This is a genomic window from Paenibacillus sp. FSL L8-0333, assembly GCF_037965665.1.
GTDB classification, from domain to species: Bacteria; Bacillota; Bacilli; order Paenibacillales; family Paenibacillaceae; genus Paenibacillus_AQ; species Paenibacillus_AQ odorifer.
This window is the reverse complement of the sequence record NZ_CP150186.1, coordinates 5,559,439-5,580,553: the sequence shown is the minus strand read 5'-3', so window position 1 is coordinate 5,580,553 and position 21,115 is coordinate 5,559,439. Positions and strand designations below refer to the sequence as shown.

Genomic DNA, 21,115 nt, shown 5'->3' with positions numbered 1-21,115 from the left:
AACTAAGCCTCAAACTTCGTTCGATTCTAACACATTTACCCGTATGAAGCTGCCACCCGGACACAGCTGACCTTAAACGTAGCTATTTCCGATAATTGAGATTCTACTGGACCCCAAAGTCGCTATGGGCACGAAAAACACCCCAAAAGAAGCATTTCATAAGGAATAGCAGCACTGGAGTCCGAAACATAGCTCCAAAGGCTTGAAATTTGTAAATAACGTCAACTGGGTCCTTAACGTAAGCCCCAGAGAATGAGTATGACTCTGCACTAATAATGGGATGTTCTCCTTGTAATGGGACAATCTTCTTGTTGGAATCAAAGAGAGCACCCGATTATATCAGCTTCCAAAGAGCAGGTGTAGAAGCTGGCTCCCACCCCTGAAGTGAAGTGTGAGGCTGCAAGCAGGTATACGTTTTTCCACTGTAGGCAACGACATCACCTACTTTATAAGCAACTCCTGTTACCCAGCTAGAACCTCCCGAAGTAGGTGTAGCAGTCGGTAATGGAGTTTGCGTGGGTGTTACGGTTGCTGTAGGCGTCGGTGCCACCGTTGGTGTCAAAGTCGGTGTTACCGTTGGAGCTACAGTTGCCGTTGGTGTAGACGTTGCTGTTTCACATACGCTGATGTATTTCCAGACACCGTCCGGTCCGCTAAGATCGGGACGATCGCCTTGTGTCCACCACTTGGCTTCATAGATTGAGCCGTTGTAGGAAACACGTTGTCCGCCAGTATATGCGGTTGCCGCATTCCAGGTCGCTGCCGAGCATTGTCCCGGCGTAGGAGTAGGTGTTGGCGCTACAGTTGGCGTTGGCGTCACGGTTGCCGTCGGAGTCGGTGTTGTTGTAGGTGTTGCCGTTGGTGTTGCTGTTGGTGTAGTCGTCGGAGTAGGTGTTGCTGTCGGTGATGCAGACGGTGTTGGTGTTGGCGTAATGCCTCCGTACAGTTTATCGTATTCCTGTTGGGACGAGTTTCCGTTCAGGGTGATTCGCTGTGGACCGCCTGAAAAATTCAGCTTCATCATACCCGGAATTTCAAGTGAAGCTCCATTCGCAATAGTTTGAGTAGCTGTGCCTGTAATACGGTAGCGGTTGAAATCCCAGGCCGTGGAGATTTGCTCAACGCTACCGGCTCCCCATGCCGAGGTTAGGGTTGTAGTTGTTGGCAGGTCGAATTCCAGCTTCCAGCCACCGGGAATATCCGCACCGGTGTTGTTCGTTATTTTTAATGAATAGGTATAGTTCGGATGATCATAAGCGCCGCTGAAGCTGAGGTTGAAGTTTTTAGGTTCAGGCAACTGCGGCTTAGGAGCTCCGCCCGGCGGCGAGGCTGTCTTCAGCTGATCATAGGCAAAATCGGTCAGAGAATTGCCGTACGTATAAGTGCCATCGCTCTGCTCAGAGTAATCGCCCGTTAATTCCCAGAACATCATGCCTCCCAAGCCTTTTTGTTTAATGTAATCCAGCTTGTAGCCTAGAGATTCCTTATCTTCATACGTAAGAAAAACCTTCTTGTCTGCGTTGAACAAGTACGGTGTTTTGGTAACAGGATCGAAGTAACGTTTATTCGCTGGATCTTTGAGCAGATTTAGCACATGCCAGATTGGATTTGCACCAGCAGGCTGCTCTGGTGCGGGATCATTCCAGATGCCGTATTGGCCATCTGCTCCCCCACCGGTTGTCGGAGCTGTGCCGTAAAGGCCGGTATTGTTGATGCCTCCATTCACATTTTTCCAGCCTCGTGAATAATAAGGAACTCCGATCACGATTTTTTCCGGAGGAAGCGTACCGAGATAGTATCGGACCGCCCAGTCGGTATTCAGAACCGGAGTACCCAGCGCAGCAGTTTCAGTATCGCGGGAATCCGGGTACAGTGCAGAATGCGGCCCTACATAACCATTCCACGCACCATGGAAATCATAGGTCATAAGGTTCGCCCAGTCTAAATACTGATTGGCTTCCCCAAGCTTCATGCCCCCAAGAATCCAGGAAGAGGCGGTGGCCGCAATGGTCAGATCATATTTCTGATTGTCTTGTGAACCTGCCAGATCGAGCTTTTCGCGAAGTTTTTTCATAAGAAGAACGTAGTTGTTGTAATTAACTGTACGCAGCGGTTCTGCCACGGCAAAATCGTTAGGATTACCGGACTGCCCAGTGCCAGAAGGGTACTCCCAATCGATGTCCACTCCGTTGAACTGATAGGTACGCAGAAAATCCACAACACTATTGGCAAAAGCTTCTCGCCCGGCTTCCGAATTCGCCATGTTGAAGAATCCTCCGGAACCCGACCAGCCGCCAACAGAAATCAGGGTGCGTACATCAGGATAGAGCTGTTTGTACTTGATCAGTTGGTTAAAATGCCCCTTAAAAGGCAGGGTAGTCAGCTGACCGGGATAGTCTTTTTCGATTGCAGCTGTACGGTCCATGAGATCAATCTTGTTCGTTTGAGGATTTACCTTGGCGAAGGCGTAGTTAATATGGGTAATTTTATCCCACGGAATTTTGTCTACGGTGTAAAATCCTTTGTTCTCCTGATCGCCCCACTCTGGGAAGTAAGCAACGATTTTGCGAGGATGGTCAGCTGCTGGAGCGGGAGCGGAAGGTGTTGTTTCCGTTGCATGGGCCACTGGTAAGGATGCACCTGTCCCGGTGTAAAGTGGAACCAGAACGATTAGGCTCATTAGCGCAGCAAGGTAACTTATGGATATTTTGCGCTTAGCACGTGCTTTTGCAATCATATTTAATATACCTCCAAGGGGGGATAATGTTATTTAGGGAACGCTGCTTCCTGCATGACTTTAATTGAGCTTCCAAAGAGCAGGTGTGGTGGCTGGCTCCCAGCCCTGAAGTGAAGTGTGGGGCTGCAAGCAGGTATATGTTTTTCCGTTGTAGGCGACGACATCACCTGTTTTGTACGCAACGCCTGTTCCCCAGCTAGACCCTTCCGAAGTAGGTGTAGCGGTAGGCAAAGGAGTTGGCGTAGGTGCAACGGTTGCAGTTGGCGTTGGCGCGACAGTAGGCGTAGGTGCAACGGTTGCGGTAGGCGTTGGTACTACCGTAGGTGTTAAAGTTGGGACCACAGTTGCAGTTGGCGTTGGTGTCGCTGTTCCGCATACGCTGATGAATTTCCAGACCCCATCAGGTCCGCTAAGATCAGGACGATCCCCTTGCGTCCACCACTTGGCTTCATAGACTGAGCCATTGTAGGAGACACGCTGTCCGCCAGTGTATACGGTTGTTGCACCCCAGGCCGCTGCCGAACATTGTCCCGGTGTAGGCGTTGGGGTTGGCGTCACGGTTGCAGTTGGCGTTGGCGTTGCTGTTGCCGTAGGAGTTGGAGTTGCCGTAGGTGTTGGTGATGTGGATGGTGTCGGTGTCGGCTGCACCACTCCGCCACCAAGATCGGCGTTTAGTTTATTGGTTAGTGTTTTGTTCCGGTCACCACTTGTTTCCCAGAACATGACACCTGCAAGACCCTTGGACTTCAGGTAGCTGATCTTGTGGCCAAAGGATTCTACGTCGTCATAGCTGATAAAGGTTTGATTTGTTGGATTATAGAGATAAGGCACTTTGGATGTATCATTCCAATAGCGGGTATAGCCGTTTTTGTTGATATAATTAGCTTCGAGATCATAGAAATCATAGCTGCCTTTTTCCCATGTTCCTGTTGGTGAGATGCCAGCGGATACCTGATATTGGCCGTTTCCTGAAGCCGGAGCTCCGCCCCAACCACGACCGTAAAAAGCCATGCCAAGTACAAGCTTGTTCGCAGGTACACCATTCGCAAGATAGGAGGTTACCGCTTTATCGATGTTAAAATTTTGCGGTTCGGTTAAGCCCGAAGCGGAAGCTGCGGGATCATAGTACAACGGAGCATTATGTCCGGTGGTGGTGTTCCAGCTCCCATTAAAGTCATAGGTCATAATATTGATCCAGTCGACAACGGAAGCAATGCCGGCCAGGTTATTGTTGTTGATATACGTTGGGCCTGCCCCGGAAGCAATGGTCAGCAGATAGGTTTTTCCATCCGCCGCGCCGGCTGCATTTAGCTTTTCGCGAACTTTTTGCAGCAGCAGTACATAGTTTTCTTTATCTTCAGGACGGTAGCTATTGCCTGCGAGTCCACCACTTACTGGATATTCCCAGTCGAGATCCACGCCGTCCATCTTGTATTTTTGAATAAAATCAACCGCGGAATTGGCAAAAACCTCACGGGTCGCAGCTGTCGCAGCTACATCCGAGAAACGGTTCGACCAGGTCCAGCCCCCAACGGAGATTAGGGTCTTCAGGTTCGGGTTCTTTTCCTTCAGCTTCCATAGCTGCTTCAGGTTACCTTTGATGGGATCATCCCATTTGTCATCCCCGAAGCTTTTTCCAGTGTCAATCCAAGGGTCACCAAGAACAATCGTACCGTTCGGAACGCTGATGGCTTGGCCTTGTTCATTCTGGCAAGACCAGGTCACCGGATTAGGGCCGGTGGGGTCGGGATTGCCATGAATGCCATTCCAACAAATATCCGCAAAAGCGTAGTTAATGACATTCATTTTGGTAGGATCGATATCTGTTACATTGTAAGCACGCCCGTAAGCGGCCCATGAAGCGTAATAACCAACCAGTTTGTAATCCTGTGCGGCGTTGGCTGTTTTGGGACTGCCACCCAGGGTGGAAAAGAGTGTCAGAACAAGCGCGGCGATCATCGCAATTGCAAAGGTTTTGCGTGAAGCTTTTTTCGTGAAGATCATTGAATTTCTACCTCCTAGATTCAAAGTGTAGTTCGAAATTCTTTTCGGCAAGATGTCCTGACCTTCACCTCCCGTCGGTTGTAGTGCACCATCACCCTTGGCGTCCCTATCATTCTATTGAAGTTCAATTCGTAGATTCAGCAGCAAAAAAGCAGCGGTCCAAATCAAGCCTTACCCAATCAGTAAGCGCTTTCTTTTATGCTTTTTGTGTGCTGCTGTTTCCATTGATTTTAAAAGATGTAACATGCTGTGTATGGTTTGAATGAATAGAGGAGGATGTTTGGAAGTTGGATAATTAGGATGAATTAGATATAAATGGGTGATGGTAACTCTTATTCTCAAGCATAGCTTGCAATTGCGCTAGGGATAAAATCAGGTGATATAGGGGGAGAATTTTCTAATTTATAGTGACTTGTCAAAAAGTGAACCCTTTTGGATTTGTATACTCGCCTTTTATCAAGAAACTCATGAAGAAACACATAACCACCGATGTAATGAATATAAATTATATACATGTCTGAAATATTTTTTTATGGAACTATGCAACGCATCGATGTTTCTTTTCGTTATAGTAGTATCATACGGAAGGTGGTGGGCTCACCGATGGTTGTGTGGGTGTTTTGGCTGATCGCAGCCGGTGTCCTGTTTGTTGTAGAGATGATGACGCTTACTTTTTATTTATTGTGGCTTAGTATTGGTGCTTTGGCCGCAGGTTTGGTGTCGCTGATTGTTCCCGAAGCCATTTTGTTTCAGGTGGTCCTTGGATCACTGGTCGCACTTGGTCTGACTATATTCTCGAAACCACTGGTTTCTAGATTTCGCCATTCACGTGGGTTCAAGGATACAGGTACAGAAATCATCGGTAGGCAAGGAGTAGTTGTTGAGCCGATAGAGCAGGGACGTTACGGGCAAGTGAAGGTAGGCGGAGATACGTGGAGCGCGACCTCTGAACAGTCTCTGGGCAAGGATGAGGTTGTAAGAGTAGTGAAAAGAGGCACGACGATTATCGAAGTAGAACGATGGGGGGAAATGAACTAATGCAATGGGCAATTATCGCAATTATTATTGTAGTGGTCGTAGTTTTTGTGGCATTAACAGTCAAAATCGTACCACAGCAGCGGGTAGGCGTAGTGGAAAGGCTCGGTAAATTTAATCGTCTGCTGACACCGGGGCTGAACATTCTGATTCCTGTAATTGATCAGGTGCGCACCTACCATGATTTACGGATTCAACAAGCAAATGTACCTCCGCAAACGGTAATTACAAAGGATAACGTGCAGGTGCAGATTGATACGATTATTTTCTACCAGGTGGTTGGACCAGAGGAAGCTACTTATGGTATTTCTGATTATGTCTATGGGGTAAGAAACATTTCGACGGCAACGATGCGGCAAATCATCGGTAAGCTGGAATTGGATGAGACCTTGTCTGGACGGGAAAAGATTTCGACGGATATCCGTCTTGCCCTCGATGAAGCTACTGAGAAGTGGGGCGTGCGAATCGAGCGTGTGGAAGTTATCGATATCAAACCGCCGTTGGATATTCAGGAAGCGATGGATAAGCAGATGAAAGCAGAGCGGAGCAAACGTGCCATTGTTTTGGAAGCGGAAGCTGCCAAGCAGGATATGATCCTACGCGCTGAAGGGGATAAACAGAGTAAGATTCTAAAAGCAGAAGGCGATAAAGAAGCGCGTATCCGTCAAGCAGAGGGTTCACGGCAGGCGCAGGAACTGGAAGCACACGGTGAGGCTAAAGCGATTCAAGCCGTGGCAGAAGCAGAAAAATCACGCATTGAGCTGATTCGTTCAGCAGGTCTGGATGAGCAGGTGCTGGCTTATCGTTCCTTCGAGGCTCTGGCTGAGATTGCCAAAGGCCCTGCTAATAAAGTGTTCTTGCCAACTAGCGCTGTTGAAACGCTGGGAAGTCTTGGAGCGATTGCGGAAGTCTTCAAAGCGAGCAAGGACAGTAAATAGATTTTACAATTCGAGCTTATTCCGTTAAAGTAAAAAGCAAAAACAACCTTATGCATATGAAGCTATTGTTGTTCATGCTAACTTTGAAGGAGAGAAGCTACTGTGACGCAAAAAGAAATTTCACCGCTAGTTGAACTGCTTGGATTACAGCCTCACGTTGAGGGTGGTTGGTACAAAAGACTTTGGAATTCGGAATTTGAAATTTCGCAGGAAGTGTTAGGCGATAGCTATTCTGGATCACGTCATTCGGCATCTTCAATTTATTTTCTGCTTCACGAAGGCGAACAATCTGATTGGCATACTGTATTGTCCGATGAAGTTTGGTTGTGGCATTCCGGTAGTCCAATCGTGCTTAGTCTCGGAGGTAATGGAGATAAGCCTGAGGATGTGCAGGAAGTTATTCTGGGTCTCGATATTGCTGCAGGCCAGCAGCCACAAGTGGTTGTTCCAGCGGGAGTATGGCAGGCCGCGCGTTCGTTAGGCAAAGAGCCGACGCTGGTATCCTGTATTGTTTCTCCTGAATTCCATTTTGATGATTTCAAACTAATTGAGAAATAAAGAAGAGCGGGGGCGCTTACGCCTCCGTTTTTTTATAAGGATTTGGGGAATGATGAAGCCATCTGCTATACTTTTTATGGTAGCGTTTGCTTCTTAAGTGGGTAAAAAGGTTAAGTATGTTTAACGAAATAACAATAAGCTTGGAGGGTTAAGTGATGAGTGAATTGAATGCACCGTTCTCGGGTGGTCCTACTTTAAATGATGGGGTGACCATGCCGTGGCTGGGTCTTGGCGTGTATAAGACTAAAGATGGCGAAGAGGTTATTCATGCGGTCAAAACCGCAGTGGAATTAGGATATCGAAGTATTGATACGGCAGCCGGATACAATAACGAAGAAGGCGTAGGACAAGCTATTCGTGATTGTGGAGTGGCCCGGGATGAGCTGTTTATTACGACTAAAGTACGAAATCCTGATCAAGGTTATGAGTCTACGCTAAAAGCGTTCGAGGATAGCCGGCGCAAGCTAGGTCTGGACTATCTAGATCTGTATCTCATACACTGGCCGGTGGCAGGAAAATATCGTGAGACATGGAAGGCCTTAATTCATCTGCAAAAAGAGGGCCTCATCAAATCTATCGGCGTGAGCAATTTTCAGGTTCATCATCTGAAAGATATCATCGAGGATACCGGAGTGGTACCAGTGGTGAATCAGGTGGAATTCCATCCGCTGTTGACTCAGCGTGAGCTGCTGAAATATGCCAATGAACAGAGCATTCAGCTTGAAGCATGGAGTCCATTAATGCAAGGGAATCTTGATCTACCGCTCTTAAACGAGCTGGCTGAGAAGTATGGCAAGACCCCTGCTCAAATTGTACTTCGCTGGGATTTGCAGCAAGGTGTCATTACGATACCTAAATCCGTACATGCGGATCGAATCAAGGAGAATGCGGGATTCTTTGACTTTACGCTTAGTGATGAGGATGTCAAAACTATCGAGGGCTTGAACAAAGACCATCGATTTGGCCCGGACCCGGACAACTTTAACTTTTAAGGATCGTTCAGATAAGATCGTAGAGTAATTATTGCAAATACAAGCCAAACAGCAAGTCACCGGATACGGGGACTTGCTGTTTGGCTTGTCGATTATCTCAGTTCTCTACGCGCTTATTGGATGGAGACGTTATATTTACGCAGCCAGAGATCCACTTGGGCGAGGTAAGCAAACAGCTGAGGACCGGACATGAGCTGGCCGAACCAAGGCAGATTGGTTGAGGATTCCGGAGAAGCGGCGATCTCACGGATTTTGGCAGCATCAATTAATGGAAGTATGGGTGAAGTAGAGTCATCCAGAATGTTTAATACCTGAGTTCGTACCGCATTTAAATAGGCAGGATTATGAGTTTTGGGGTAAGGGCTTTTTTTGCGGTAGAGCACATCGTCTGGAAGAATGCCTTCAAGAGATTTACGTAAAATCCCTTTTTCACGGCCCCCCAGATTTTTGATTTCCCACGGAATATTAAATACATATTGAACGAGTCGGTGATCACAATAAGGAACACGTACCTCTAGCCCTGCACCCATGCTCATTCGGTCTTTACGGTCTAGCAGAGTAGGCATGAAGCGGGTGATATTCAGATAGGACATTACGCGCATTTGTGCTTGTTTTCCCGTTTCTCCATCCAACTTCGGAACTTCAGCCACCGCATCGCTATATCTGTCACCCAAATATTCCAGTGGACGAATCCACTCGTTAATTTCTGGGGAAAGTAGACTTGCACGCATTTTCGGAGCAACTGACCAAGGAAAAGTGCCTGAGGAGAGCATTTCCTCACGGTGGAACCAAGGGTATCCGCCAAAAATCTCATCCGCAGCTTCACCGGAAATAGCTACTGTCGCGTTCTTTTTAATCTCCCGGCAAAATAAGTACAAAGAAGAGTCTACATCGGTCATCCCTGGTAAATCCCTAGTGTACAAAGCATTATCCAGCGCTTCTACAAGCTCCGGGGTATCGAACGAGATGTAGTGGTGGTTTGTATTCAATTCATCGACCATTCGTTTAATCCACGGCCCATCTGCTCCCGGCTGGAAAGTATGACTTTTGAAATGTTTGTCGTTATCTACATAGTCTACGGAATAAGTATCCACTTGTCCCTGACCATTCCGGTTGTAGTAATCCACTGCAAGTGCCGTCAGCGCACTGGAATCCAACCCTCCCGACAAAAGAGAGCAAACAGGGACGTCTGAGACCAGTTGGCGTTCGAGTGTATCTTGGAGCAGTTCACGTACCTTAGCGGCTGTCTCTGCTTCATTGTCAGTATGCTTTGCGCTCTCCAGCTTCCAATAGGCATAACTGCGCAGACCTTCACGGCTATAGATCATAGCATGACCTGGACGAAGCTCTTGCATATCCTTATAAACACCATGACCCGGTGTACGCGCTGGACCGATGATGAAGATTTCTGCGAGACCTTCAGGACCCACGATTGGTTGTACCTTAGGATGCTGCAGCAACGCTTTAGGCTCTGAGCCAAAAACTAGCACATCATCAACCTTGCTATAGAACAGGGGTTTCACACCTAAACGGTCACGTGCAAAAAAGACTTGGTCGCGAAGACCGTCCCATACTGCAAAAGCAAAGATCCCATTGAGTTTTTCTGCGCAATCCGGCCCCCATTCGATATAGGAATGCAGCAGCACTTCTGTATCGCACTGGGTGCGGAATTGATGCCCTCGCTGCTTAAGTTCTTGTTTGAGTTCGAGGGCGTTATATAATTCGCCGTTGTAAACAATCGCGTATACCTGTTCCTCATGGCGGGTGATCATGGGCTGGGCACCGTTCTCCGGATCGATAACGCTAAGTCTGCGGTGACCGAAAGCACAGGGGCCTGAGATCCAGGTTCCGGCTGCATCGGGGCCGCGGTTTGCTAAAGTTTCAGTCATTTTGACCAGCAGCTGCGAGTGCTGAGTGAGATCTCCGCGCCACTGGATAAATCCGGTTATTCCGCACATGATGGTTCATCCTCTCTTTTGTGCGATTGTTGTCCTTACTTTTTTGCCAAGTAATACAGATATATGCCGAAGGAAGGCATAAAATGTATGTCCTTATCCGAACACTAGGGGAGAGGGGAATTTGCCAGGAGGGAAGGATGACAGGTGTATTATATTAAAGACGCCAAAATTCGCAGAATGATGGAGTACGATGGTGCGCCTTGTGCAGAAGTGGGTGTTTTGCCGGGTGCTGTTAGTGATCCTGCGCTTTTGGTGTATATCGTTGAGGATCGGCGTGAAGAGGGATATGAGATTGTCCGTATTCTGACTAATGATGCTGATACCTCTACCGATTGGTTTGATAACAATATGCATGACGCTTTTCAAGATGTGACCTCGAGTGCATTTACAGGCAGCAACTTCATGTCGCCAGAAGATGAGCATTCCAAGTTTCAAAGAGAATTACTCACTTTTGGGGATTTGAAAAAGCAGCTGGAGAAGCGTTTTCGAAAGCTGGAGTAAATAACGAAGGCTTGTAAAGTGTACACTGGAATCGCTGAAAAGGACGGCAGAAATGCCGTTCTTTTCATTTCCTGTGGTTATACTGACGTGTAAAAAAACCGCACCGAAAACTCTTTTATTATTTTTCTAAGTTGTTTTGACTTGAAAAATCCGCTGAATAAGGTATAATAAATATCGTTGCGTCAATACATAGTATTTATTTCTTATATGTCCCGGTAGCTCAGCTGGATAGAGCATGCGCCTTCTAAGCGCACGGTCAGGGGTTCGAATCCCTTCCGGGACGTCAATTAACAGCCTTCCTTCGGGAAGGCTGTTTTTGCGTGCGCGAGTTTTAGTTCGAGGTCACACACGGGATACCTTTGTCTTCCTTCTTGAACTAAACGTCGAAATTCGAGTCATCGTTGAACATTAAACTTCAAACGACTAGATCACATTTGTACATACGCAGCAGCTATCGGACTCAGAGGACCTTAAATGCTGAAAAGTGTGGGATTTTCGATGTTATCGGACTCCATTATCGCTATTGGTATCAAACGTGCCCCAAAAGAGCCACTTTCTCAGCAATAGCTGCGCTGGAGTCCGAAACGTTGCTCAAAAGGCGATAAATGAGCAAATAAGGTCATCTGAGTCCGCAAGCCTCCTCAGCAACAGAAAGTGCTGGTTACTGGTGTGTTGAGTTACTTATTTTGCACATATGCAGCAGCTATCGGACCCAGAGGACCTTAAATGCAGAAAAGTACGGAATTTTCGATGTTATCGGACTCCATCGTCGCTATTGGTATCAAACGTGCCCCAAAAGAGCCGCTTTCTCAGGAATAGCTGCACTGGAGTCCGAAACGTTGCTCAAAAGGCGATAAATGAGCAAATAAGGTCATCTGAGTCCGCGAGCCTCCTCGGTCTGAGTAATGCTGGTTACTTGGTGTTGTGCATCTATTGTTGTTGACTGCATGGCGAGTTTGATGGTGGGGACTTACGGTTTGAGCATCGATTGGTGTGAACGCTTGGGCGTGTTTAGCTACTAATCATCGTTGAACATCAAACTTCGAACATCTAGACCATATTTGCACATACCCAGCTGCTATCGGACCCAGATGACCTTAAATGCTGAAAAGTGTGGGATTTTCGATGTTATCGGACTCCATCGTCGCTATTGGTGCCAAACGTGCCCCGAATGAGCCACTTTCTCAAGAATAGCTGCAGTGGAGTCCGAAACGTATCTCAAAAGGCGATAAATGAGCAAATAAGGTCATCTGAGTCCGCGAGCCTCCTCAGCAACAGCAAGTGCTGGTTACTTGGCGGTGTTATGTACTAATCGCCGAAGAATGTAAATTACCCATTATGCGCACGCTAACCTCAAGCCATAAAAAGGCCGCTCCTAAAGAAGCGGCCAGATTTCCTCCCAGACGGTGTCCAGGATTCCCTGCATGTTATCTTCCATGCTGTTAATTGCAATGACTGCTTGAGCGTCCGGCACCACAAGACAGAATTGTCCATGAGCGCCATCGGCACGGTAAGCGTCGTGGGAGCAGAGCCAGAATTGGCAGCCGTATCCTTCTCCCCAGTCGCCGTTTCCATCATTGTCGATCTGTTTTTGTGTAACAAAATCGATCCATGCTGCGGGGATCAGTTGCTGGCCCTGCCACTTTCCTTGCTGTAAAAGCAGCTGTCCAAACCGGCTTAACTCTTCCGTGTTAATCTGAAGTCCGGCACAGCCAAGGGTGATCCCTTGAGGTGTTGTTTCCCAATCCACATTGTTTATACCCAGAGGTGCAAACAAACGAGGTACCAGATAATCCTTTACGGTTTGCCCGATGCGGGCTTGCACCATTGCAGAGATCATAATGGTATCTCCGCTGCTGTATGTAAATTTCTCTCCGGGAGCTCTGTCTAAAGTCAGAGATAAATAATGCTGCACCCAATTTTTATCCTTCAAGGCTAATCTCTCTTCAGCCCAAAATGGAGGGGAATCGTGCCCTGTACTCATTCGCAGTAAATCGAACAAAGTTATATCTCCGGGCTGCATGGAAGGAGGTGTTTGTTTAAGAGGAGAGACATACTCCGGAAAAACATCTTTAAGCGTTGTTTCCAGTGTCAGCTTCCCTTCATCAATGGCAAGACCTACTGCCATAGAAGTAAAAGACTTGCTGACGGAATGCTGCAAGCGCCGAATATCCTCCGTGAGATCCAGTTTTCCCACAAGGTTTCCGTTTTGAAGCACACGAACATTGAAGATATTGAGGTTTCGTTCACGAGCCGTAGCTGCGAATTGAGCCATGTTCAACATAAAAAGAGTCCTTCTTTCTCTTGATATTCCTAGCTAGGATAGCGAAGTGACAAAAAGAAAAACTAGAAAAACGAGTGGAAACGTTTTCTGTTAAAACGATGAAAATCGCTAAATTGATGGTATTCCATTCTTATTTTAAAGTCAATAAAACAAGGAGAACTATTGATTGACATATAAATACCAATTATTTCTAATTTATAGATTGAGTAACTATAGACTTATTGTAATTTTAACCAAATAAAAAGTGATGAATCACAATTTTTTTTGTGTTTTTAGTTGACTTATAAAAATTACCTGTTCATAATGGACGAAGTAAGCGGAAAAAACACGCTAAGGACTCAAAATGATGTCATGGGAAACGTTTCCCATCATTTCATGCGTTTCCACAACCTGATTTTCATCGGGTGAAGGGGGGACTCATCATAGGAGTGGAGCAAGGTAAATATGAATATCAAAGATATTGCAAGGCTATCAGGCGTGGGTATCGCCACAGTCTCCAGAGTAATCAATAATAGCGGTGTTGTAAGCGATACAACTAGAGCTAAAGTAATGGCGGTTGTTAGAGAACATAACTATATTCCAAACGGTAATGCGAGCAACTTGAAAAAAACGCGATCCAATACCATAGCGCTAATGGTAAAAGGGATCTCAAACCCGTTTTTTGCAGACATGATCAAGGAAGTTGAACGCCAGGTGAACCTGCGGGGATGTCCGCTAATGATCCAGCATGTAGAAGATGGAGTAGATGAGATCGATATCGCTCTACAGCTTGTAAAAGAAAAAAATCTATATGGCGTAGTTTTTATGGGCGGAACGTATGATCATTCCGAAGATAAATTCAAACAATTAAAAGTTCCATTTGTTCTGACTACCATCACGACTACAAAAGAAGTCGATCCTGCTGTTTTTTCAAGCGTGATCATTGATGATCTTCAGGAATCTTATAAGGCTGTCAGCTATTTAATCTCATTAGGACATCGCAATATCTGCTTTTTGGCCAGATTTCCTCTGGTACAAAATACGACAGGCAACCGGCGGCTTATGGGATATATCAAAGCGCTTGAGGAGCATGGAATTGAGTACGACCCTTCAATGGTAGAGGATTGTGAATATAGTCCAAGCTCTGGCTTTACAGCTACCAAACGTCTGCTCAATAAGAAAAAAGATATCACTGCTGTTTTTGCTGCATCAGATACGATTGCCATTGGGGCTGCTAAGGCGTTATTGTCTTTGGGCTTATCAATTCCAAATGATGTTTCGATTATCGGATTCGACGGGATTGAAATGGCAGAATATTATCATCCATCTCTGGATACGATCAGCCAACCCGGAGTGGATATGGCGAAGGCCAGTGTTGAAATTTTGTTTGACCTGATCACAGGTGATTCGCAAAACAAACATATGGTATTCGAATCCGTACTGGTTAAGCGGGGATCTTGCAAGAAAATAAACAAATGAATAAGAACGAAAAGGAGATAACTCATGGCATTATTAACAGTTGAGACAGGCTCTCCTACTTTGAGAATGACAACGACCATCAGTATTATCTCCCCCGTCGATTCAGGCAACATGTCTGGAGGAACGCTCTACCTGCTGCATGGTGCTGGTGATAACGCCAGTACTTGGCACAGGATGACTACTATTGAGCAGTATGCAAGTCAATATGGTTGCACAGTCATAATGCCCCAAGTAAACAGGAGCTATTATACAGACATGGAGTACGGACTGGATTACTTCCACTATGTGACCCATGAGCTTCCCGAGCTTTGTGGCCGAATGATGAGGTTGGATGATAATCCGCAGAAGACGTATATCGCTGGTTTATCGATGGGCGGGTATGGCGCTCTGAAATGTGCACTTACCTATCCCGAGCGTTATAGCAAAGTGGTTTCGTTATCAGGAGTTACCGATCTCCAGAAACGATTAAACGATCCGCAAATGTCCAAGGACATGGCGAGGGAGATGGCGGGTACTTTTGGAAAACGCTTACAAATTAAGCCGGATCAGGATCTGTACGCTTTAGCCGCTAAATTGGTCGACGATAGACGTAACCTGCCTTCGATTCTGACTTGCTGTGGTTCGGAAGATCCGTTTGTGGAGATGAATCGGGAATTTGCAGCTTATCTGGAGACGACCCCTTATGAATTTCAGTATGTTGAGACCCCTGGAACTCATGAATGGCGATTCTGGGAGGAACATCTGAAGACAGCCTTTGATTTCTTGTACAACTAAAAGACATAAGCAGAGTGAGGAGATGCAAATTGAAATCCGAAGTTGCAATACCGGCTAAAAAAATGAACGACAGCAGATTCCAACTGTTCCTAAGGGAAGTCTGGAAGAACAGAATGGTCTATACTCTGGTGCTTCCTGGACTAGTGTGGCTTTTCCTATTCGCTTATCTGCCGATGGGTGGTCTATCTCTGGCTTTTAAAGATTTTAAAGCGAATTTAGGAATTTGGGGCAGCCCATGGAGCGGATTCGAGAATTTCACCTATGTGTTCCGTGACCCAGCTTTTATTGACGCCGTATGGAGAACGTTAACCATTAACATCGGTAAGCTGATTATTCAGTTCCCTTTTCCAATCATATTGGCCTTGCTGCTGAATGAACTGCGCATGAATCGTTACAAAAAAGCTTTACAGACGGTGTTCACATTTCCGAACTTCCTGTCATGGATCGTAGTATCCGGGGTTGTTATCAATGTGCTTTCCTATGATGGTCTGGTCAACAGCCTCATTCAAATGTTTGGCGGGACAGGCATTAACTTCCTAGGTTCTGAAAAAATGTTCGTTCCGATGTTGTATCTTACGGATATCTGGAAATCAGCAGGTTGGGGAGCCATTATTTTTATGGCCGCTATTTCTGGTATTGATACAGACCAATATGAATCCGCACAGATTGATGGTGCCACACGCTTGCAGCAAATGTTCCGCATTACTCTGCCTAACATTCTTCCGACGATTACGATTATGTTTATCCTTTCCGTCGGTGGCCTGATGTCATCTGGATTTGACCAAATCTTTAACTTGAGCAACGCTGCAACGAAAAACGTCTCAGAAGTACTAGATGTGTATATCTACCGAATCACGTTCCAGTCTTCAACAGACTTTTCATTCTCCACTGCAGTCAGTTTGTTCCGTTCACTTGTTAATATGATTCTGCTGATTCTGGCAGATAGAGCTGCCAAACTTATGGGCGGAGACGGTTTATTCCGGTAAGAAAGGAGTGCAAATGTATGAGTAAAAAAAAGCTGACAATTATGCAAGACCATAAAAAAATGACCGCTATGGATTATGTGATTTTCGTAATTCTGAGTGTGGGAGCTTTGGCCATTCTTATTCCATTCTGGAATGTCATTATGATTTCTTTTTCTACGCAAAAAGAATACGCTGATAACCCTATGATGTTATTTCCGAAGAACCCAACACTGGAATCCTATCGGGCACTCTTTGCTGATGGGCGGATCGGGACAGGGTATTGGAATACCTTTAAGATCTTAATCTTAGGACTCCCGCTTAGCTTGTTCTTAACGACAAGTATGGCTTACGGCCTTAGCCGCAATAAATTCCCGGGTAAAAAGCTGATTTTTATGCTTGTCCTGTTCACAATGATTTTTAATGGCGGGATTGTACCTTTGTATCTGGTGATGAAGGATCTGCATCTGACAGGCAACCTTTGGTCAGTTATTCTGGCTGGAAGCTTCAGTGCGTTTAACCTGATTCTGATGTCGAACTATTTTAGCAGTCTGCCTGAGTCCCTGATGGAATCTGCGCGACTTGATGGTGCTGGGGAATGGAGAATCCTGTTCTCTGTAGTCCTGCCATTATCTGCTCCAATCGTAGCTACCATCACATTGTTTTACGGAGTAGCCTTCTGGAATGGGTGGTATGACGCCATGATCTTCCTGCGGAAAGCGGATCAGATGCCACTGCAGAACGTGTTGCGATCTATCATTATGGAAGCCCAAGTGAATGCATCGAATGCCACAAGTGTTGACGCAGTGGGTAAACAATCATTCTCCATGGGTATGAAAATGGCGGCAGTATTCGTTACCATGGTTCCTATTATGTGTTTCTTCCCAATGCTCCAAAAGCACTTTGCCAAAGGGGTACTTACAGGGGCTATCAAGACCTAGTGGTTTATGATTTATCCATATAAAAGAGGGTCAGTCACACAATTTAAGGAGGACAAAATGAATATTTTAAAAAGAAAATCTGTAAAGTCAATCCTTGCCGGTGTTTTATGTCTTACTCCAATCATGTTGGCAGCATGCTCAAGCTCAGACAACAATGCTAATAGCGGAAATTCAGGCAATCCAACAGATGGATATAAAGATGAGTTGAAGATTTCGTTAGCCAGTACCATTAAGACAACAGAATCTGATTTTGATAACGTGTATCATAAATATTTTACGGATAAGTTCAATATTAAATGGGATTACAACTATATTGAATGGGATTCATGGGCTGAGAAGCTGCGCCTGTGGATTAACTCTGGTGATCTTCCTGACGTAGCAAGCTGGAACTATGTTCACGGTGATGCGCTTAATTACATTGATCAAGGGCTGCTGTACAAGCTGCCAGATGACTGGAAAGAACGCTGGCCGAATGTGGCAGCCGCTTATAAGCTGACAGGACTTGGCGATGAATTGGAGAAAGCGGTAGGTGGCACTTATGTTCTGCCAAGACCGGTATACTTTGAGAACAAGCCGGCAGATCCGCTCATTAACCAAATCGGAGTAATTGCTCTGCGTTCTGACTGGGCTAAAGCCGTTGGTTTTGAATTGAAGGATGCCTACACTACTACAGAACTGATGGAATTTGCTAGATTGCTTAAAGAGAAGGACCCTGGCAAGGTAGGAGATAAACTCATTCCTATTTCTTATGACATCAACGATGCTTTGACTAATATTGTAATGGCTAATAGCGTGCACTCCAGAGTAGAGTCAGCATTCTATAAAGATGCAGATGGCAAATACCAATGGGGTCCAGCCAACGATGAAACATTAGCGGCACTGAAAGAACTTCAAACTACTTATAAAGAAGGATTACTGCACCCTGAGTTTTATACTTGGAAAAATGGCGAATCTGGCCAAAAGTTCACAGTTAACGGTGTTTCCGGTATTACGAGTCTAGGTGGTTTGGCTTCTTACAGAAAAGACATGGACGTTAAAATGAAAGATAACCTAGGTGTAAATAGTGATGACCTAGTGCACACAGCTATTGTACTTGGCGATGACGGTAAATATCGTAACCTCGATCAAGTTAACTTCTGGTCTGCTGTAATCTTCTCGCCAGATATTAGCAAAGAGAAGTTTGAACGGATTATGGACTTCATGGAATATACAACAAGTAAAGAAGGTCAATTGACCGTTAACTTGGGCTTTGAAGGAACAGATTGGAAAAAAGGCGAAAATGGCGAATTAATCAGCCTGCTCCCTGAAGGAACAACATTGGATAAGAAATATCCGAACCGTTTTGAAGGACTGTATGTCTTGGCGGATGACTTTAGTGTCGTGAACCCTGCGATCAAAAAAGAATATCGCGATCGTTCTGTAGAACTGTTCAAAGAAAAAGCTGAGCTTGCGTTAAAAGACAAAGCAACGGCTGAATATGACTGGGATTACCAGTTGTATGATTCCAAGGCTAAAAATCAGGCTTCCTTTGACTATGCTACAGAATACACTAACCTGATTTTGAAACCAGGCGATCTAGAGACGAACTGGAAAGAATGGGTTAAGAGCAAACAATCCCTCGTTCAGCCGGTTCTAGATGAACTAAACAATCTAAAAAAATAGCTTTCGCCCTATGCATGTAGGAATGAACCTACAGGACCCGCGTGCAATTCTTGCACACGGGTTTTTCCATTCATAGGCATCGGCAGAATTGAACAATGGAGGATTTGAAATGAATGAGCAGCAACTGACTACCTTGTTGAACCAGATGACGCTTGAAGAAAAGATTGCACAATTGCAGCAGCTAGCCGCTAATTTCTATGAAGGGGCAGAGGATGGAGGACAAATCACTGGCCCTATGGCATCCATGGGAATTACGGACCACATGATCGAGAGCAGCGGCTCTGTACTTGGTCTATCAGGTGCAGCGCAAGTCATTGCGGTTCAGGAAGCCCATTTACGCAAAAATAGATTGGGCATTCCCTTGCTGATGATGGCGGATATTGTGCATGGCTTCAAGACGATTTTTCCGGTCCCGCTGGCAATTGGCTGCTCTTGGGATATGGATCGCGCAGAGCTGAGCGCCGAGATTGCGGCTAAAGAAGCGGCAGTCTCCGGTGTGCACGTTACTTATGCGCCAATGGCGGATCTTGTACGGGACCCGCGTTGGGGAAGAGTAATGGAATCTACAGGAGAAGATCCATATTTGAATGGTAGGTTTGCCCGTGCGTTTGTGCGCGGATTTCAAGGAAGCGACTTGACTGGTGATGTGGATCGTCTGGCGGCTTGTATCAAGCACTTTGCTGCCTATGGTCTATCCGAAGGCGGCCGCGATTATAATACGGTGGATTTATCGGAACGGCAGCTGCGTGAATATTATCTGCCGGCCTATCGTGCAGCACTGGATGAAGGTGCAGAAATGGTTATGACTTCATTTAATACGATTGATGGGATTCCGATAAGCGGCAACGTCAAGCTGCTTCGCCAGTTGCTTCGTGAAGAATGGGGATTTGATGGCGTATTGATTTCGGATTGGGGTGCAGTGAAGGAACTGATCCCACATGGTGTCGCCGAGGATGAGGCTGAGGCAGCACTTAAAGCCATCAAAGCTGGTGTAGACATCGAGATGATGACGGCTTGTTACGTTCATCAGCTTCCGGCGCTTGTTGCAGATGGGCAAGTAGATGAAAAGATTATAGATGAAGCTGTGCTTCGTATTTTGAAATTGAAGCAAAGATTGGGCTTGTTCGAGCATCCGTTCCGCGGAGCTGACGTCGAGAAAGAGCGTGAGGTAATCTTCTGTGAAGATCATCGAAATGCGGCGCGTGAGTTGGCGGCTAAATCCTGCGTACTGCTCAAGAATGATCAGGTTCTGCCGCTTGCTGCAGAGCAACGGATTGCGCTAATTGGACCGTTTGCTACTAGCGGAGATATTCTTGGACCGTGGTCGTGGTTGGGTTCAACGGAAGAGGCAAGCCGTCTTGCACCGGCACTTCAAGCTCGCGCAGGTGCAGGTAAGATTACTGTTGCAGAAGGTTCTGGAGTCGATAGCTTTACAGAGGAACAGTGGCTGGAGGCGGAAGCGGCTGCTAAGCAAGCTGATGTGATTGTACTGGCGCTTGGTGAACATTCAGAGATGAGTGGAGAAGCGGGCAGCCGTTCAGATATCCGTTTGCCGGAAGCTCAGCTTGAGCTTTTACAACGTCTGAAACAGCTGAATAAGCCTATCGTGGTGGTGTTATTTAATGGACGTCCACTAGACTTGGCCGGTGTGTACGAGCATGCAGATGCTATTCTGGAAGCCTGGTTCCCGGGCAGTGAAGGCGGAGCGGCAATTGCCAGTCTACTTTATGGAGATGAGAATCCTTCAGGAAGATTAACGATGTCTTTCCCGGTATCCGTTGGGCAGATTCCAGTCTATTACAATCATTTCAACACTGGACGCCCACTTCATGCTCCGGGTGCCGACAAACGTTATGTCTCGCAATATCTGGATATTCCTAATGAGCCGCTTTTGCCATTTGGTTTTGGACTAAGCTATACGACATTTAGCTATAGTGAACCAATTCTGTCCGGTGAAATCATGACTGAAAATCAGCCTATTGAAATAACCGTTACGGTGACCAATACTGGAGAAGTAGATGGGGAAGAGGTAGTGCAGCTGTATATCCGAGACATTTCCGGAGAGGTCGTCAGACCAATGAAGGAACTGAAGGATTTTGCCAAAATCAACCTCTCACCAGGGGAAAGTCGTGAAGTGACCTTTACCCTTACCGAACAGCAGCTTCGTTATTATCATAGCGATCTAAGCTTTAGCAGTGATCCGGGACGATTTAAATTATTCGTCGGTTCGAACAGCAATGAGGTTAAAGAACGGGATTTTTGCTTAACATTAGCATAAGTAGAATATATACGGCAGTAACGCCGTAATGGA

General features: G+C 46.1%; 15 protein-coding genes and 1 tRNA gene. 12 read left to right on the top strand and 4 right to left on the bottom strand.

The genetic code is table 11. The features are described 5' to 3' along the window. Nucleotides 1-334: 334 nt before the first annotated feature. Both NYE72_RS24905 and NYE72_RS24900 read right to left on the bottom strand, forming a co-directional pair. Nucleotides 335-2,737 (bottom strand): glycosyl hydrolase family 18 protein, encoded by a 2,403-nt coding sequence (locus tag NYE72_RS24905; RefSeq protein ID WP_076099468.1) that lies wholly within the window; start codon nucleotides 2,735-2,737, stop codon nucleotides 335-337. A gap of 60 nt (nucleotides 2,738-2,797) precedes the next feature. Beyond that, complete coding sequence (locus tag NYE72_RS24900; protein WP_076099467.1) at nucleotides 2,798-4,741, bottom strand: glycosyl hydrolase family 18 protein; 1,944 nt, start codon at nucleotides 4,739-4,741, stop codon at nucleotides 2,798-2,800. Between the two features lie 603 nt (nucleotides 4,742-5,344). Between NYE72_RS24900 and NYE72_RS24895 the strand changes: the two genes are divergently transcribed. From NYE72_RS24895 to NYE72_RS24880, 4 genes are all read left to right on the top strand, one after another. Then, nucleotides 5,345-5,779: an NfeD family protein gene (locus NYE72_RS24895; protein ID WP_036686960.1), complete on the top strand. Its 435-nt coding sequence runs from the start codon at nucleotides 5,345-5,347 to the stop codon at nucleotides 5,777-5,779. Further along, nucleotides 5,779-6,714, top strand: coding sequence for an SPFH domain-containing protein (locus tag NYE72_RS24890; protein ID WP_036686962.1), 936 nt, complete (start codon nucleotides 5,779-5,781; stop codon nucleotides 6,712-6,714). The genes NYE72_RS24895 and NYE72_RS24890 overlap by 1 nt, the downstream gene beginning before the upstream one ends. Before the next feature lie 102 nt (nucleotides 6,715-6,816). Next, nucleotides 6,817-7,272, top strand: coding sequence for a cupin domain-containing protein (locus NYE72_RS24885; RefSeq protein ID WP_036686965.1), 456 nt, complete (start codon nucleotides 6,817-6,819; stop codon nucleotides 7,270-7,272). Between the two features lie 155 nt (nucleotides 7,273-7,427). After that, on the top strand, nucleotides 7,428-8,264 hold the full coding sequence (locus tag NYE72_RS24880; RefSeq protein ID WP_076099466.1) for an aldo/keto reductase: 837 nt from the start codon (nucleotides 7,428-7,430) through the stop codon (nucleotides 8,262-8,264). A gap of 113 nt (nucleotides 8,265-8,377) precedes the next feature. Here the strand turns inward: NYE72_RS24880 and asnB are convergent, their stop codons facing one another. Next, nucleotides 8,378-10,222, bottom strand: a complete 1,845-nt coding sequence (asnB, locus tag NYE72_RS24875; protein ID WP_076099465.1) for an asparagine synthase (glutamine-hydrolyzing) — start codon at nucleotides 10,220-10,222, stop codon at nucleotides 8,378-8,380. A 144-nt stretch (nucleotides 10,223-10,366) separates the two neighbouring features. Here asnB and NYE72_RS24870 point away from each other — a divergent pair, with 144 nt between their 5' ends. Together NYE72_RS24870 and NYE72_RS24865 are read left to right on the top strand one after the other, a co-directional pair. After that, the gene (locus NYE72_RS24870; protein ID WP_036686975.1) at nucleotides 10,367-10,723 is read left to right on the top strand and encodes a hypothetical protein; all 357 of its coding nucleotides are present in this window, start codon (nucleotides 10,367-10,369) and stop codon (nucleotides 10,721-10,723) included. A gap of 209 nt (nucleotides 10,724-10,932) precedes the next feature. Further along, nucleotides 10,933-11,006 (top strand) — tRNA-Arg (locus NYE72_RS24865). A gap of 1,092 nt (nucleotides 11,007-12,098) precedes the next feature. Here NYE72_RS24865 and NYE72_RS24860 read toward each other — a convergent pair. Continuing rightward, entirely contained in the window at nucleotides 12,099-13,007 is a 909-nt protein-coding gene (locus tag NYE72_RS24860) for a serine hydrolase (RefSeq protein WP_339210670.1), read from the bottom strand. A gap of 444 nt (nucleotides 13,008-13,451) precedes the next feature. On the opposite strand from NYE72_RS24860, the gene NYE72_RS24855 reads away from it, so the two are divergent. The 6 genes from NYE72_RS24855 to bglX all read left to right on the top strand — a co-directional run bounded on the left by NYE72_RS24855 (nucleotide 13,452) and on the right by bglX (nucleotide 21,082). Beyond that, the gene (locus NYE72_RS24855; protein WP_076101014.1) at nucleotides 13,452-14,465 is read left to right on the top strand and encodes a LacI family DNA-binding transcriptional regulator; all 1,014 of its coding nucleotides are present in this window, start codon (nucleotides 13,452-13,454) and stop codon (nucleotides 14,463-14,465) included. 24 nt (nucleotides 14,466-14,489) lie between these two features. After that, entirely contained in the window at nucleotides 14,490-15,239 is a 750-nt protein-coding gene (locus NYE72_RS24850) for an alpha/beta hydrolase family protein (protein ID WP_339210668.1), read from the top strand. 62 nt (nucleotides 15,240-15,301) lie between these two features. After that, nucleotides 15,302-16,225 carry an ABC transporter permease subunit gene (locus NYE72_RS24845; RefSeq protein WP_036687012.1) on the top strand — a complete coding sequence of 308 codons (924 nt, stop codon included), beginning with the start codon at nucleotides 15,302-15,304 and terminating at the stop codon, nucleotides 16,223-16,225. A gap of 17 nt (nucleotides 16,226-16,242) precedes the next feature. Continuing rightward, the gene (locus NYE72_RS24840) at nucleotides 16,243-17,142 is read left to right on the top strand and encodes a carbohydrate ABC transporter permease (RefSeq protein ID WP_036686985.1); all 900 of its coding nucleotides are present in this window, start codon (nucleotides 16,243-16,245) and stop codon (nucleotides 17,140-17,142) included. A gap of 57 nt (nucleotides 17,143-17,199) precedes the next feature. Next, a complete protein-coding gene (locus tag NYE72_RS24835; RefSeq protein WP_076101011.1) occupies nucleotides 17,200-18,804 on the top strand; it encodes an extracellular solute-binding protein in 1,605 nt (534 codons plus the stop codon). A gap of 109 nt (nucleotides 18,805-18,913) precedes the next feature. Then, nucleotides 18,914-21,082, top strand: coding sequence for a beta-glucosidase BglX (gene bglX, locus NYE72_RS24830; protein WP_036686991.1), 2,169 nt, complete (start codon nucleotides 18,914-18,916; stop codon nucleotides 21,080-21,082). The last annotated feature ends 33 nt before the right edge of the window (nucleotides 21,083-21,115 follow it).

Coding starts and splice junctions, on each gene's coding strand:
- NYE72_RS24905 (WP_076099468.1), bottom strand. CDS start 2,737: ATGATTGCAAAAGCACGTGCTAAGCGCAAAATATCCATAAGTTACCTT.
- NYE72_RS24900 (WP_076099467.1), bottom strand. CDS start 4,741: ATGATCTTCACGAAAAAAGCTTCACGCAAAACCTTTGCAATTGCGATG.
- NYE72_RS24895 (WP_036686960.1), top strand. CDS start 5,345: ATGGTTGTGTGGGTGTTTTGGCTGATCGCAGCCGGTGTCCTGTTTGTT.
- NYE72_RS24890 (WP_036686962.1), top strand. CDS start 5,779: ATGCAATGGGCAATTATCGCAATTATTATTGTAGTGGTCGTAGTTTTT.
- NYE72_RS24880 (WP_076099466.1), top strand. CDS start 7,428: ATGAGTGAATTGAATGCACCGTTCTCGGGTGGTCCTACTTTAAATGAT.
- asnB (WP_076099465.1), bottom strand. CDS start 10,222: ATGTGCGGAATAACCGGATTTATCCAGTGGCGCGGAGATCTCACTCAG.
- NYE72_RS24860 (WP_339210670.1), bottom strand. CDS start 13,007: ATGTTGAACATGGCTCAATTCGCAGCTACGGCTCGTGAACGAAACCTC.
- NYE72_RS24855 (WP_076101014.1), top strand. CDS start 13,452: ATGAATATCAAAGATATTGCAAGGCTATCAGGCGTGGGTATCGCCACA.
- NYE72_RS24850 (WP_339210668.1), top strand. CDS start 14,490: ATGGCATTATTAACAGTTGAGACAGGCTCTCCTACTTTGAGAATGACA.
- NYE72_RS24845 (WP_036687012.1), top strand. CDS start 15,302: ATGAACGACAGCAGATTCCAACTGTTCCTAAGGGAAGTCTGGAAGAAC.
- NYE72_RS24840 (WP_036686985.1), top strand. CDS start 16,243: ATGAGTAAAAAAAAGCTGACAATTATGCAAGACCATAAAAAAATGACC.
- NYE72_RS24835 (WP_076101011.1), top strand. CDS start 17,200: ATGAATATTTTAAAAAGAAAATCTGTAAAGTCAATCCTTGCCGGTGTT.
- bglX (WP_036686991.1), top strand. CDS start 18,914: ATGAATGAGCAGCAACTGACTACCTTGTTGAACCAGATGACGCTTGAA.